General features: G+C 37.5%; 14 protein-coding genes. 8 read left to right on the forward strand and 6 right to left on the reverse strand.

Translation table 11 applies throughout. The features are described 5' to 3' along the window. From DUT70_RS00585 to DUT70_RS00610, 6 genes are all read left to right on the forward strand, one after another. The coding region (locus tag DUT70_RS00585) for a T9SS type B sorting domain-containing protein (protein WP_113645320.1) at window positions 1-2917 on the forward strand (2917 nt) is incomplete at its 5' end. A 3-nt stretch (window positions 2918-2920) separates the two neighbouring features. Next, entirely contained in the window at window positions 2921-3847 is a 927-nt protein-coding gene (locus tag DUT70_RS00590; protein ID WP_113645322.1) for a PorP/SprF family type IX secretion system membrane protein, read from the forward strand. An 11-nt stretch (window positions 3848-3858) separates the two neighbouring features. Then, window positions 3859-6015, forward strand: coding sequence for an OmpA family protein (locus tag DUT70_RS00595; RefSeq protein WP_113645324.1), 2157 nt, complete (start codon window positions 3859-3861; stop codon window positions 6013-6015). Window positions 6016-6198: 183 nt separating this feature from the next. Beyond that, on the forward strand, window positions 6199-7785 hold the full coding sequence (locus DUT70_RS00600) for a hypothetical protein (protein ID WP_113645326.1): 1587 nt from the start codon (window positions 6199-6201) through the stop codon (window positions 7783-7785). Further along, window positions 7766-9652, forward strand: a complete 1887-nt coding sequence (locus DUT70_RS00605; protein WP_113645328.1) for a P-loop NTPase fold protein — start codon at window positions 7766-7768, stop codon at window positions 9650-9652. The genes DUT70_RS00600 and DUT70_RS00605 overlap by 20 nt, the downstream gene beginning before the upstream one ends. Window positions 9653-9659: 7 nt before the next feature. Further along, on the forward strand, window positions 9660-10610 hold the full coding sequence (locus DUT70_RS00610) for a hypothetical protein (RefSeq protein WP_113645330.1): 951 nt from the start codon (window positions 9660-9662) through the stop codon (window positions 10608-10610). 56 nt (window positions 10611-10666) lie between these two features. Here the strand turns inward: DUT70_RS00610 and DUT70_RS00615 are convergent, their stop codons facing one another. Continuing rightward, entirely contained in the window at window positions 10667-12004 is a 1338-nt protein-coding gene (locus DUT70_RS00615; protein ID WP_113645332.1) for a PIN domain-containing protein, read from the reverse strand. A gap of 272 nt (window positions 12005-12276) precedes the next feature. After that, window positions 12277-12585, reverse strand: coding sequence for a hypothetical protein (locus tag DUT70_RS00620; protein WP_113645334.1), 309 nt, complete (start codon window positions 12583-12585; stop codon window positions 12277-12279). A 152-nt stretch (window positions 12586-12737) separates the two neighbouring features. Here DUT70_RS00620 and DUT70_RS00625 point away from each other — a divergent pair, with 152 nt between their 5' ends. Both DUT70_RS00625 and DUT70_RS00630 read left to right on the forward strand, forming a co-directional pair. Then, complete coding sequence (locus DUT70_RS00625; RefSeq protein ID WP_113645336.1) at window positions 12738-13055, forward strand: hypothetical protein; 318 nt, start codon at window positions 12738-12740, stop codon at window positions 13053-13055. 9 nt (window positions 13056-13064) lie between these two features. Next, on the forward strand, window positions 13065-13709 hold the full coding sequence (locus DUT70_RS00630; protein ID WP_113645337.1) for a hypothetical protein: 645 nt from the start codon (window positions 13065-13067) through the stop codon (window positions 13707-13709). Between the two features lie 172 nt (window positions 13710-13881). Here the strand turns inward: DUT70_RS00630 and DUT70_RS00635 are convergent, their stop codons facing one another. The 4 genes from DUT70_RS00635 to DUT70_RS21255 form a co-directional block, all read right to left on the reverse strand. Beyond that, a complete protein-coding gene (locus DUT70_RS00635) occupies window positions 13882-14502 on the reverse strand; it encodes a hypothetical protein (RefSeq protein WP_113645339.1) in 621 nt (206 codons plus the stop codon). A gap of 183 nt (window positions 14503-14685) precedes the next feature. Continuing rightward, the gene (locus DUT70_RS21050) at window positions 14686-14964 is read right to left on the reverse strand and encodes a hypothetical protein (RefSeq protein ID WP_128353261.1); all 279 of its coding nucleotides are present in this window, start codon (window positions 14962-14964) and stop codon (window positions 14686-14688) included. A gap of 129 nt (window positions 14965-15093) precedes the next feature. After that, on the reverse strand, window positions 15094-15297 hold the full coding sequence (locus DUT70_RS21055; protein WP_128353262.1) for a hypothetical protein: 204 nt from the start codon (window positions 15295-15297) through the stop codon (window positions 15094-15096). An 89-nt stretch (window positions 15298-15386) separates the two neighbouring features. Beyond that, a complete protein-coding gene (locus DUT70_RS21255; protein WP_205529705.1) occupies window positions 15387-15548 on the reverse strand; it encodes a hypothetical protein in 162 nt (53 codons plus the stop codon). Between the last annotated feature and the right edge of the window lie 247 nt (window positions 15549-15795).

Raw genomic sequence — 15795 nt, forward strand, 5'->3', positions numbered from 1 at the left:
TACCCAAGCGAGCGTAGTGGATTTAGCCGTGACCAATACCGACGGTAAAACTACCTACACGCCAGGTACTACCAACACTTATACCTTTACGGTAACCAATAACGGCCCAAGTAACGCACCTGGTTCAAGCATTGTCAATAACCTACCTGCTGGTTTAACTGGTACGTGGACGGCTGTATATGCAGGTGGTGCTACAGGTAGCGCTAACGGCACTGGTAACATTAACCAAACGGTAGATATTCCAAGTGGTGGTTCGGTTACTTATACCTATGTAGTGAACGTACCGTCTAGCTTTAAAGGCGATATCGTGACCACAGGTACAGCGACACCAGCCACAGGCATTACCGATTCGAATACCGCTAACAATACGGCGGTAGATACCGATACGCAAAATAGCATTGCGGATCTGATGGTAACCAATACCGATGGCAAAGCCACTTACACCCCAGGTACCACCAACACTTACACCTTTGTGGTGACCAACAGCGGGCCAAGTGATGCGCCAGGATCTACCATTACCAATACCTTGCCTGCGGGCGTAACAGGTACATGGACTGCCGTATACGCAGGTGGTGCTACAGGTAGCGCCAACGGTACAGGCAGCATCAACCAAACGGCTGATATTCCAAGCGGAGGTAGCATTACCTACACTTATGTGGTGAATGTACCATCATCGTACACTGGTAACTTTGTAAACACAGGTACGGCAACAACCGCTGCGGGTATTACCGATCCAACCCCTGCTAACAACACGGCAACCGATACGGATACCCCTAACAGAATTGCTGACCTTGTGGTGACCAATACCGATGGTAAAGCCACTTATACCCCAGGTACCACCAACACTTATACGTTTGTGGTGACCAATAATGGACCAAGCGACGCTCCAGGTTCAAGCATTGTCAATAACTTACCTGCTGGCGTTACAGGTACATGGACTGCGTTATACGCAGGTGGTGCTACAGGCACGGCCAACGGTACAGGCAGCATTAACCAAACCGCTAATATTCCAAGCGGTGGTTCGGTAACCTACACTTTTGTAGTGAACGTACCAGCAACCTTTACAGGTAACTTTGTAAATACAGGATCTGCAACTACCGCTGGAGGCATTACCGATCCAACCCCTGCCAACAACACGGCAACGGATACCGATACCCAAGCAAGTATTGCCGACCTTGCAGTAACCAAAACAGCCAGCTCGTTAAGTCCACTGGTTGACGGTCAAATTACCTTCACCATTGAGGCGAAGAACTTAGGCCCAAGCCAAGCCAACGGTGTTACCGTAACCGACTTGTTAAACAGCGGCTACACCTTTGTAAGTGCCAACACCAGCAAAGGAGCTTACACCGCTAACAATGGCGTTTGGAACCTTGGTCAAATGGCACCAAACAGTACCGAAACCTTAACCATTGTGGCCATGGTAAATGCCAACCAAGGCAGCTACCAAAACCAAGCCACCATTGCAGGCTTAGAAACTGATCCAGTAACCACCAACAATACTTCAACGGTAACACCAGTTCCGGTGAAGATCATTGATTTGGCCATTACGCAAACCATCAGTACCACTACGCCAAGCAACAATGGTTTAGTGACCATGACGCTTACCGCGAGAAACTTAGGTCCAAGCAATGCCACAGGCGTACAAGTAGCCGATTTGATCAAAGCTGGATTTAACTTGGTAAGCAATAACCCAAGCAAGGGTACTTATAATGCTACTACAGGCATTTGGACCATTGGCAACTTAAGTGCAGGCGAAACCCAAACCTTGGTATTCACCGCTAGGGTAAATACGACAGGTGCTACGGCTGATTATGTCAATACAGCAGTGATTAGTGGGGTAGAAACCGAAACCACTTTGGCCAACAACACGGCAACCGTTACCGTAGTGAAACCGCCAATGGCGAATAACGATAGCGGTACCACCGTACCAAACACGCCAGTAGTGATTGATATCTTGGCGAATGATGTACCAGGCGGTGCGCCATTGCGCAACCAAACGGTCACCATCACCACCCAACCATTGCATGGCACGGTAACCATTGATCCAGTAACGGGTAAAGTAACTTACACCCCAGCGCTGAATTACTATGGACCAGATGAGTTCTATTACACCGTAACCGATGCCAATGGTGCGGTAACCAATATTGCCAAAGTCACCATCGATATTAAGGATAATCCGAAAATAGGGGTGGCCAAACAATTGGTTTCTTCTACCAAAGCGGTCAATGGTTCTTACAATATCACTTACAGATTAACGGTAGGCAACTATGGAGTGGCACCATTAAACCAAGTAAGCATCAAAGATGATTTGAGAGCCACTTTCGTGGGACACATCATCAGAGTGACGAACATCAAGTCATTAGGTGCACTTCAGGTGAATACGGCTTTCAATGGTACTACCGATATCGAAACCTTAGCGGCTAACAACAGCTTGGCGGTAGGGCAGAAAGAACAAATTGAATTCACGGTGAACGTAACCCTAAACAATGGCGGTTCTAAATTCTTGAACATTGCCAATGCAGAAGGTACTTCGGTAACAGGTATTAAAACCACCGACGTGTCGACCAATGGTTTAAGCCCTGACCCTAACCACGACGGCAACGTAAGTCCATCGGAGCCAACCCCTGTAGATCTGCAAAGACCTAAGGAGTTTATCCCAGGAGGCTTCTCGCCAAATGGCGACGGCACCAATGACCGCTTTGTCATCGAGAATACAGGTTTCAAACGTCTGTCATTAGAAGTGTTTAACAGATGGGGTAACCGTGTGTATAGAAGTAATGACTACAAAAATGATTGGGATGGAAGATGTACAGAAGGAATTTCGATAGGTCAAGACCTACCAGAAGGTACCTACTTCTACATCGTCATCTTAGATGGAAAAGAAAAATTCGTTGGTCACATTACTTTAAAACGATAAGCAATGAAAAAGTATATCATCATCACCTTTATCGCCTCTTTATTCGTTGGACAAGTAAATGCCCAACAAGAGGCCATGTATTCGCAATACATGTTCAATACCTTGGCCATTAACCCAGCGTATGCAGGCAGCAGAAATGTGGCCTCGGCTACGGCCTTATACCGTAGCCAGTGGGTAGGCATTGATGGCGCTCCAGAAACGCTCACCTTTACCATAGATGCTCCTGTAAATAACAAAAGAGTAGGTTTAGGCTTGCAAGTATTTAGCGATAAAATTGGGGTAACCCAAAACGCTGGGGCCTTGGCCAGCTATGCCTACAGACTGCGCATGGAAAAAGGAACCTTGGCCTTTGGTTTACAAGCAGGTTATAGTCAATACCGTGCAGGTTTAAGTTCGGTGCCCCTGAATTCGTTCAGTGGGCCCGATGCCGCCTTTGCCGACGACATTAACAAAGGCCTGTTGAACTTAGGCGCTGGGATCTATTACAACAGCGATCGTTTTTACATCGGTTTATCTACCCCACAATTGTTAAACAACCAATTGCGGAACTTTACCGTGATTAACGACAATGTTTTTAGAGGACAAGCGCTACACGTGTTCTTGGCTTCGGGCTATGTATTCCCACTAAGTCCTGATTTCGATTTAAAACCTTCCTTCTTGATCAAAGGCGTAAAGGGTGCCCCAATAGAGGCCGACCTGAACGCCAACTTATGGATCAAGCAGGTGTTCTCTATCGGCTTTCAGTACCGAACCAGTGCCGACATTGCGGCCATGCTAGAAGTACAAGCCAGTCCACAATTTAGAATAGGTTATTCATACGATCGCAGTACCACCAAATTGGTACAGTTCAACTCGGGCAGTCATGAAATTATGCTGCGCTACGAGTTTGGATTTGAGAGAGGCAGAACCATTTCCCCAAGGTATTTTTAAAAGACGGTAAAATGAACAGATATCTAAATAGATTAATCCTATTGATTGGACTTGCGCTATGCTCTGTGTATGGCTTTGCCCAAAACAAACAAGTTGCTGAATCTTTAAAAAGAGCAGAAAAGGAATATGCATCCCTAAGATATGCCTACGCCATTCCTTTATTGGAAAAGGTACTGAAAGCGGAGCCCAACCAAGCCAAGGCCATTGAGCTTTTGGCCGATTCGTACCGAAGAACAAAGGACTATGCCCAAGCAGAAGTATGGTATGCCAAGTTGGTGCAACAACCCAGCCTTAAACCAGAGTGGGCTTTACGCTATGCCGAAGTATTGGCCAATAACCAAGCGTATGTACCTTCAGAAAACTGGTACAAAAAGTACTTGGAACTGGCCGGTAACGATGGCCGTGCCATGGCCTTTACCAAAGCTTATCCAAGCGTGGGTACCTTCATGAAAAACAAAAAGAGGTGGAACATCGGCTTTGCCAATATCAACACCACTTTGGCCGAATATGCGCCGATGTACTATCAAGACGGTCTTTTGTTGGTGAGTAACCGCAAAACAGATCGAGTGACCAAAAACGTTTTCGGCTGGGACCAAACGCCTTTCTCTGACCTTTACTTTGTAGACCGTGTAGAGAAAGTGAAACCTGTAAATGTAGATAGCGTAATGCAGGCGGCACGTAAAGATGCTTCCTTAGGTAAAAAGTTTTACCGCATTAATGATGACGATACCCGTAGAACGAGTAACGACAGCAGAATTGTGGGTTATAGCAGCGTGGCCTTAAACGATACCTTGGCCAAAGCTTTAAACACGGATGCATTGGTGAAACCTTTTGCAGGTTTTGTGAATACGAAATACCACGAAGGTCCAGCAGCTTTATTGCCTGATGGTACCTTGATGTTTACCCGCAACAACTATTTCAAAGGTAAAGCGAAGAAGAGTGCCGAAGGCATCATTAAATTAAAGCTATTTACCGCAACCGCCCCTGGTTTGGATGAGGTGAAACCTTTTCCTTATAACAGCGACGAATATTCGGTAGGGCACCCTGCTTTAAACAGCACAGGTACGCTATTGATTTTTGCTTCGGACATGCCAGGCGGTTTGGGTGGTACCGATTTGTACTATTGCACCCGAGCTTCGGTCAAAGAGGAGTGGGGCAAGCCCGTAAACATGGGGAAAACCATCAATACCGAAGGCGATGAACTTTTCCCTACTTTATACCAAGACACCCAGCTTTTCTTTTCGTCTACAGGTCACGCAGGTTTAGGCGGATTGGATATTTTTGAAATTGGTTTAGATGGGACCAACCCTGTAGCCAGTCCTATCAACTTGGGCGCTCCTGTGAACTCCTCGGTAGATGATTTCTCCTTAGTGCGCAACCAAAATGGGCAGCAAGGATTCTTTACTTCTAACAGAAGGGGTAACGATGATATTTATACTTTCAACTACCGCGATTACCGAATCATTTTAAAAGGTACGGTCACCGCATCTGGACAGCCTGTCCCTAACATCAATATTGCCGTGGCTAATCAGGCGCAAAAGTTAAACATTAAAACGGATGCCAATGGCGCTTTCCTTTACGAACTGCCTAAGCAAAGTTTAACTTCTTTGGGCTTTGATATCCCTGGTTATACCAAACAGGAATTGAGCGTGTCGACCAACGACATTGATACAGACACCATCTTGATCAGAAACATTGCCTTGCAGAAAATTGAACAGATTGCCAAGGTGCCTGTGTTGACCAAAGATTGTGATTCGATTCGCCAAATGTTGAAACAGTTCATTCTTTATTATGATCTGGATAAATCGTTCATCCGTAAGGATGCGGCCGCAGTGGCGGATAAGTTGGCGCTTTTCTTAAAGCAAAATCCACAGTTTGATTTGGTGGCTTCGAGTTATTGCGATAGCAGGGCTTCTTTTGATTATAACATTAAACTATCATTGAGAAGGTCACAATCGGCTAAGCAATACTTGGTGAACAAAGGCATTGCCGCTGATCGCATCAAGATCCGTTACTTTGGTGAACAAGATTTAGTGAACAATTGTAAGGATGGCGTAAACTGTACCGAAGCGGAACAACAGTTGAACCGTCGTACACAGTTCTTCTTGCTGTACAAAGGTAAAAAGGCCATTGATCTCGATTGTGAGACATTGTTGCTAGTGAAATAAGATCATCAGCAAAAAGCGAGCTTTCTAGTAGGAAGCTCGCTTTTTTTGTGTGGTAGGGTTTGGGTTATTTGGTTTTGTGTGGCACGAGTAATGTTATAGTTTTTTCTTTAAGACTTTTGCTAAAGTTGAGATAGTTAACTTAGTTGATGTTTTAGCTTTTTGATACTATGATTAAATTGCAAAATGAATTTAGATGCTCTTTACAAAGAATTAAAGCAATATAGGCTTTCTGATAGCTTATATATACTATCTCAAATAAGCGCTGCTTTTAAGCTTGATATTAACAGTTTCAATTGGGATGGGATACCAGAAAACTTAAAGTGTTGGTTGGGTAGGATGGAAGATAATATGTCCCTAAAATTGAACGTATATTTAAGCTCGGGTAAATTAGCTAGATATCTGTTATTAAGCGGAGCGAACGATTACAGAAATAAATATATTCTTTTAGAAGACAATTCTCTTTCTAAGGCTTTAGATATGGCGGGAGGGCTTTATGAAAAGGCTTTAGAGGATAAATTATTACAATCTTCGACTAGTGTAGCGAATAGTATATTGGGAAGGATTAGTCAGCAACAATTTGATTTGCAAGAAAATAGGTCTAATTTAATAGGTAGGTTTTATTTGATGTTTCAGACGATCCCACTCATATTGTCGGAGAAACAGACTTATTCTATTGAAGATAAGATGAGAGAATATTTTGGAGTGGGGGTATTAGAATGGATGCTTGCAGGATTTGCTCTTTGGCTTAAAAATCATGGATATATTTATAGCGACTTTCAGGTAGTGGATGAAAGACTAACTAATTTTGTTTCTACAGATAGTATAAAAATTTTTATTAATCTTTCTTCTGGATGTTATAGAGATTATAGATTAAAAATTAGAGGGAATAATTGGAAAGATGTTAATCCTTTAAAAGACATTTATGGTTTAGATCCTTTTGCAGAGATACCGTTAATTAAGCCAGATTTATCAAAACAATTACCTCATGCCACTTATCTTGTCCCTCAATCAAAACATTTGTTAAATAGGGCAACAGTGGGCGTTTTTCATCTACTTTCTAATAAAGAGAAAGAATTAGCATTATTAGCAAATAAGCCTAAAGAAAATCCATTTAGAACATATTTTGGAGAAGTTTTTAGAGGGTATGTTAAATGTCAATTATCCCAGGTTATCGAGAAAGATAATCTAATAGATTTAGATGAAGATTATAAAAACATTTCAAAAGGAAAAATTCCAGATTTTGCTTTAATAGAAGCAGACGTTTGTATTCTATTCGAGGTTAAAGCTGTTTTATTAACCTTAGATGCTAAATTATTAGCTGATGAAAATTTGGTGCAAAATCTTATAGAAAAGGGAAATTTTAACAAAGCAATAGTTCAGTTGGATGAATTTAAACATAAGATTGAAAATAACCTGACAGGAGATGAAAGATTTTTGAATGTTAAAAAGGTTATTAATATGATGATTTCTTATGAAGATATTTACATTTTAAATTCTTTAGTGTTACCTAAATTAAAACTACATTATGACAGGAAGGCTGATAACTTGCAATTAGGTTCTATTTCAGATATTGAAAGTATAGGTACAGCCTTATCTGAAGATAAAAAAGTAGGTAAATTGATTTGGGAGAAAATCAAGGATAAGGATTTAGAAAACTATCCCTTGATGAGTTTTTTTAATTTAAGTACAAAAAATCGAGTTCTTGAACAAGCAAGAGAAGATTTTTTTAATAAGATTTTAAATTGGCGTGATGACGAACTTAAAAGATGATGAGCTTAAAAATAATGATAGCCTCGGGAAATTACTCAGTGATTATATAATTAGGGATTCTAATTATGCTATCTTATTAACAGGGGGATGGGGTATAGGCAAAACATATTATCTAAAAGAAATTTTTTTTGACGATTTAAAAGAACGCTTGAAATGTTCTCCTATAATGGTATCGCTTTTTGGTGTAACCTCTATAGATGAAATAAAAAATAGGATTTTTCTCGAGATTTATCCATTACTCGATAATAAATATGTTAAAATTGGGAAAACTGTTATTTCCACATTGTTGAAATCAATAGATATATCAAATCTATATGGTAATGGCGTAATTAGTGGCCTTGTGGATGAAGCCAATAATTTGGGCAAAAAAATAAAAAATGAGAAACTAAGTTTAGTTAATTTACAAAAACTATTTATATGTTTTGATGATGTTGATAGAGTAGTTGCGGAAAAACTATCTATGGAAGAAATATTAGGTTTTGTTAATTCTCTTGTCGAGAACAGCAATGTTAAAGTGGTCTTGATTGCTGATGAAGATAGATTTAAGTCAGATACATATAGAACGATAAAGGAAAAGATTATCGCTAATACAGTACATTTTATTCAGAATTATGAGAAAGTATATGATCAAATTTTAGAAAAATTATCTCTATCAAATGATTATAAAGCTTTTTTAATAAATAAAAAGCAACAGATTAAAGAAGCTTTTAAAACTGAAAATGATGAAATTAACCTGAGAACTCTTAAATACTTTATTTCATATTTCGGAGATATTTACAATTATATTCAGTTAAATCTTAATATTGAAGATTTAAAAGCCGAAAAGAACAAAATCATCGATAGCTTATTGATTTTCAGTTTAATGATATGTGGGGAATTTAAAAAAGGAATGATTTCATTTTATGATAAAAAGGAACTTGATAATGGTATTAGTTTCTTTATAGAAATGTATATAAATGATAAAAAGCCAAATGAAGGAGATGATTACCGTTCAAAAGTATTATATAAGCATTACCCAAAAGGTGATTATCATTACTATCCATCTGTATATAATTACTTAACTGGTGGTGATATCTTTGAAGGCTCTAAATTAGAGTTGGAAATAAGCAAACAATACAATATCGAAAAAGGAATAATATCAAAAGAATACAAAATCTATCAAAGGTTAATAAGACAAGACTATTTAATGCTTTCAGATAAAGAGTATAGGCAATTGACAGCACAGTTGAAACGAAATGCTTTGTCTGGAAAATATGATATACAAGATTATGTGTCCATATTCTACTATATAACTAGGAATCACAATGTGCTAAAATGCAATCTAGATTCATTATTAAAGAAAATTCTATCTGTTATCAAATCAAAAAGTAAAGAACATAAATATATTCCAAGCTTAAAAGAGCATATAAGAATAAGTAAAGAGAGTAAGTTTTATGATTATTTGAAGCCAATTTATGATGCTATAATAGAGATTAACAAAGAGGCATCAATTCGTGGAAAACGGACTAAAGCAAGCCAAATTGAATATGATTTATTAAACAATTTCTCAAAGTTAGAAACAGAAGTTTACAACAGTTTAAGTCAATATGAATTAATAAGCTTAAAATATGTTAATCCAATTATGTTTTTTAGACTTTTTAGTAAAGCTGACAATAAAAAAAAGCTTCAAATCTTTAGGCTCTTGGAATTTATGTATTACGAGTATAGAAATAATACCGACGAAGATTTAATGTTTTTAACAGAACTTCAAGGTTATGCTGGTAAAAAATCAATAGATAAGCCTATGAATAATAGTAGTATATTATATAAAATGTTAAATGATTTTTTGGTAGAGGAAATGGAAAAAAGAAAAAGATGGCAAGCCTAGAGTTTTTATGGAAAAATATTTAATTCCAGATGAAAGATGGAAAATTTTTGGGTGCAAAACCTTTGAAGAATTTGAAAATCTATATATTTTAAATAACCCGTTTGTTTCCAGCGTTCCTAAAGATATTTTATTAGCGTATGAGACTGTGAGGCATTTAATGGCATTTTCATATTATCACTATGAAATGTACGATGAAGCATATAAAAAGATTGTGTGGATGTTTGAAATGGCTATTGAACTGAAGTTGAAACAAATCATATCAGAAAATGCTGTTGAAACGAAAATGCCAAAAAATTTAATAGATAAGATAAGCTATTTAGCAAATAATTCAAGTATAAAGGGATTTGAAAAACAGTTACATAATATTAGACAAATAAGAAATTATTATGCTCACCCAAAAAAAAATGGATTTATAGGCAGCTTAGGTAGGCCGCCAATGATAGGGATACTTAATATGATTAACTATCTCTTTATAGATGATAAAAGAACAGTTCTTTGGAATAGTTATTCAAAAGAGCAGTCTGCGAAGTTTGCGAAATTTTCAAATATACCGTTGGTGATTCAATATAAGAATGGTAGAGTTTTAATTGATGGTATTGGGATGGGTGCTTGTCTTAATATAGATAACGATTTGTACTCGGTATGTTGGGGAATGTCGATAGAAGCCAAAACTGCTATTAGACGTAGTGAGCATGTGATAGAACCTCTTATATTTCTAACTCTTAGAAATATTGAATTTATAGAAAATAGAATAAAAGCTATTATCGTAGGGACTGAAGAGATTATTGATATTTGCTCTCCTAATTCTTTAGAACTGAAATTATATACACATGTTATGCAAAGTATATTTGAAGAAGATGCTGCAATAAAAATGAATTTTGAGAATATCTATTCTAGTCAGATTTCAAATCAAATAGAAGAGTTCATATTTAACTTCTCAAAAGTAGCTTATAGATAAATTAACTAAACGCAAGGTTTGTATTGTGAGCTGCCAAGGTATAAATAATCAATGTTTTATGGAAGTGGATAAGGCCAATCCAGAAATTTATCAAGAGATTTACTGAAAGATGGCGCCATAGCTGGTGTAGGCTCAAAGCTTACCTGTAGCTTGCCATTCGGCAGTTTGGGGTCATTAGCGATCATCAGCTTATATTCAAATTCAAAGCCTTTCATATTGTCCATTGTTTGGAAATATATCGCAAGTTTACTAAACTTAAAGGATTGATGGTGCTTTAGGTAGCTGCATTTCATTTCTACTTGTAAACCATCTGTTTTTTGAATGGAGATAAAAGGTTTTGATAAAGTTGTTGGTGATGGTATATGAGGCGGCATTTTTTTGCGTAGCTCATTTAACCTCATTAATAGTTCGTTAGTTGGCAGTGGTTTCTCTGGCGGTACAGGAGAATGTGGAAATGGATTGAACGTGTCGGCCAATTCAATGCTGAATCCTTTTGGAAATCTTAGAAGTAAATCAATATTCTCTGCTGGAACGTTCCCTTCATTATAGATTTCTAGTTCGATCTCGATTGATAAAAGCCTACTGATATGCCAATTATAAAGCTGAGGGAGATATTCATACTCATAATCTTCAAAAAACTGATCCAGATTTTGATTGTACCTTCTGCTTTCGTTATGCATCATACTTTCTTCAATGGCGCTACGGAATATGAGGTCCCTCTGAGTCGGCATTTTAAAAGGGATTTTGTGGTAGGGATACTTTTTTTTCAGCTCTTCCATCTTCTGAGCACAATATTGATCGAACGTCATTGTTCCCTGAAACTTTTGGAAATTTATGTGCTTGCTTTTTCCTCTAAGAAATAGATCAACTTTTGGAACGAGATTTTTCAGTTCATTGTTCTCCCTCATCAAGTTTTTTAATCGGATTTCGTTTTCGTCTGGCTCTTCTGTAAGTAATTCGCTATCTGATAGCTTTATCGTTTTGATACCAAGATTTTTTGCTTTAAGCCTAGGTCCAAAGTCTTCACTGACCAATATTTTTTGATCTTCAGGGTTTTCAGAAGAAAACTCTAATATTGTTGCCAGCAGGCAATCGTCCTGTTCGGATTTGTCAAGGCTGTTTTCTAAAAATATTGTGGAAGTTGGTCTCTTATCAATAAGGATCCAATCCTTATCTCCATGATCAATAATTTGTTCGAAAAGCTTTGTGACGGATTTGGCTCTAGCAGCGATCTTTTTTTTGGCGTTACGTTTGTGTTTATCTATTTCATCAATAATAACAGGAGCAATCACCATGACACAAGAGCCTTTTACATAATTTTTCCAGTTGATTTCCTTCGGTGGTTTACAGTGGAGGAGAATATTGGTGTCAAGAAAAAGGAAGTTTTTTGCCATAGTCGGATTTGCTATCCCGAATTTAACAAAAGTGAGAGACAATTAAAATTTCTGGAAAACCAGTCTTTTTTCTGCGCCTAGGGTAAGTCTAATGCTTTGGGCTTAGGTTAGGAAACTTGTGCATATTGCTTGATCTTATTTATATTGCATAGGTCACGCTATAACTCTTGCTTTAGCTAATAGTGGCTCTAGGGGGAAGCTTTTTTTATTTAGGGTTGTTTATATATCAAGCACCAAATTACATTTTTAAAAAATAAATTAATCAACAGTGTTTACGCGTTGTTCTTTATATCAATGATTGTCAACATATCTTCTAAGTCACCTACCATGTTAGATTTTAGGTTTTTATAGCTGTCAAATCTTCGTGTTTTAGAAGCTTTGGTTGACAAATTATGTAAATGAGAAGATTCCTCATCAATAAGCCCATTAATAAATCTATAGCCTTCATTTGGGAATAATTTATAAAATTCTTTTACGACTGATTCATATTGTCTAAATGAAGTTTTAAGCTCGTGAGTAGTGTTATCACTGTATTTCATATGTTTAAGGTCATTCAATAGAATTTCAATATGCTCTTTCATTTAGGTGTTTATTTATCGTGTTTATTTCAAATTTATAGATTGAAATAGAAAATTTGATGAGTTATATATAGAGAGTTTTCCACATTGAATAGAATGTTTATGTGTTTATAAATCAATGAGGTATATTTGATTGTAACAAAAAAGATATATTTATGGTTGACTTATTAAAAGAGCTAAAATTAGATAAGTGGTATGGGGTAACGTTATATATAGGTATTTTGTGTTGTGCAGCTCCATTTTTCAAAAAAATTGAATTTCTAAACGAAAAGCATTTATTCGCACTAGGTTTAGGATTGCTAATGATTAGTTTATCAAACTTTATTGCTAATCGTTATGTGCAACAACCAATACCTGGTGGTTTTTTACAGTGGCAAGAAATTATTCATAGTCCGTTTACTATGATTTTGCAAATCGTAGGAGGAGTTATAGCTTTTCTTTTTTTATTTCTTTTGTTTATAGATTTAATTTAATCGAAATAGATGGAAGAATTAATTAAAATCCCTTATCCTGATTTCAAGTTTAGCGATTACATAAAAAGAAAAGCTGAAGGGTTTTGTCTCCTTGAGCTACGTGATGGATTTGCCTATAGACCCAAAGAAGATATTAGTAGTATTAGAGATACCTTATATGAAATATCTAGAACTCAAGACAAAATACAATTTATCGCTTTTATAATAACTCATCTTACTGAAGGGTTGAAAAAGCACATTCTTAAATGTAAAGTAGCAACATGTCAAGCAGAGCAAATGACACAAGATGTTTTATATTATTTATATACTGAATTAGATTATCTTGGTTTAGAAACAGATATAGAGAGTTTCACCAAAGAAGAACTTTATCGGAACAATGAAATTATAGATGAAATAATTTATTCATTAAAAGAATTAAAAGCTGGTCAAGATATAATTTTTACTGAAATTGAAGAAAAATTGATTGATACTACCATTGAAGAGCTTGACTACTCTAAGGGTATTCAAGTTATTGGCAAATCGAAATGGTTTAAATTTATTGGTGGAACTGTTCTCGAATTTGCCGCCAACAAATTATTGGAGGGTTTCTTTAAAAATACATTTATTCCTTTAGTCGCCAAATTCGGGGATGTTATAAAATTTCTAAATAATTAAAATAATCCCCACTTAGCGCAAGTCTTGTGTTTTGGGCTTAGTTGAGGAGACTTGTGCATAATTAGCTTAACCTTATTTGGCTTGGCGTAATGCATTAACAATGGAGTGTAACCTCTTTACATAAAAAAAGCGGGCCGTCCCTCACCAGCCCGCTTTTAACCACACCCACCTATTACTGTACAATTTTAGATAATATTTCAGAAGAAGCTTCTTGGCCTTTAGTGCCTATGGCTTTAATGCGGCCATAAATGCGGGTACCACTGCGAAGCCCTTTAATGGTAAGCTCTCTGGTGGAGCAGGGGATGGCAATCCACTTGGTATCTTCGGTGGGGAGTTCATCGGTATACTCAAATATATAGCAAATGGCATAAAGCACCTTTTTGCAAGAGAATTTTAATTCGCCACTATTTATGCCTTCTGCTATTTTAAATTCGGCTGGCGAGGTGATGGAAGTATTACTTTCGCCTGTTTGGGAAATATCAAAACCGCTAGACAACAATTTAGCCTGATCGCCATTTGCTGCCGCATTCACTTCGAGGGCTAATTGGTACATCCCATCCACTAATGCTAAACGAGCTTGGTTTTTTTCCGCAATTTTAATACGGTCGCGTGAAGCCACCATGGCCAAAGCGGCTTCAAACGCTTCCTGTAAGGCGATAAAATTCGCCAAACTGGGCAGAGCAGGGGTAAAATTCGGATTGTTGGTTAAGCCATTTTTAACATCAATAGCTTTTTGGTTCAAGTTAGTGTCAGACAGTTTGCGGTAGTCGATCAATGCTTTTAAAGTTTTCATAAAAAAAATGTTTTGCCCTGAAATCCATTTTCCAGGTGGAGGGCAATTTACGCGACCATGCTAGAGGTTTGACGAATAATTACCGAAACTTGCCAGTTTTTACTGAAAATGGGAAAATGGATGAATAAGTTAACAGTAGCCATGAGGGCTATAGGAGGTGCATAGATATGCACGATAAAGCTTTTAATTCATTACTTTGTAAGAGGGGAAAGGTCCTTCCCAAAGGAAGAAAGGCACTTTGTCATATATGGAAAGGTCCTTCGGAAAGGAAGAAAAGTGCTTTGTGATATATGGAAAGGCTTCTTCGCAACGGAAGAAAAGTACTTTGTCATATATGGAAAGGTCCTTCGGGAAGGAAGAAAAGTGCTTTGTCATATTATGGAAAGGTCCTTTGCAACGGAAGAAAAGTGCTTTGTCATATATGGAAAGGTCCTTCGCAACGGAAGAAAAGTACTTTGTCATATATGGAAAGGCTCTTCGCAATGGAAGAAAAAGTACTTTGTCATATATGAAAAGGTCTTTCGGAAAGGAAGAAAAGTACTTTTGCAAAGGAATGTTTACTCCAATGCAAAAGTACTTTGATCATAAACCTTAATCTCCGAAGATAGCGATGCGAGCATCTTCTAACGAGATGTTATAATAATCTCGTATATGGAAAATGGTAATCTTCCTGTCTTTAGGGAGGTTAAATGTTTCACGGATATCGTGATAAAGGTTATAACAGGATTTCTCGCAACCACAAAAGTGGTATAGCAAATCGTAAGGGTGGATGATGACTCTTTTTCTTGGGTCCATAGTTTTAAGATGATTTAAATATTAACGAAGAGCGACCATGGTTTCCACAGGGGGCACCATTGGCCGTGAATTTTTAAACAAGCAACGCTTTAATAGGCTAGGGCAATGTACGCTAGGTGTACCATTTTAAAGCAGTCGACGCATTTGGGTAAAAGCACTGGTTTGAACCTATCCATTCCCTTGATGGGAGCTAGGGTTTTAGGGCAGTCATCAGCTACTGATGCTGTTAGTTTGATTTGAGAGTTTTTCATTTGGTAAAATGATTATTAAAACTAATTTATTAATTAAGTAATTTATTGTCAAGGTTTTATTGATATTTTTTTTGCTTACAACTTGGGTGTGTAGCGCGTGAATGGTTATTTGTTTAATTGGTTATTTGTTTAATTGGTTAACTGGTTAACCGCCATGCCTGTCATCCAGAGCGTTACCTGTCCCGACACTTCGGGAGCGAGGGATCTCTTTAATGGTTATTTGTTTAATTGTTTAACTGGTTAACTG

The organism is Pedobacter chitinilyticus (genome assembly GCF_003313385.1).
GTDB classification, from domain to species: domain Bacteria; phylum Bacteroidota; class Bacteroidia; order Sphingobacteriales; family Sphingobacteriaceae; genus Pedobacter; species Pedobacter chitinilyticus.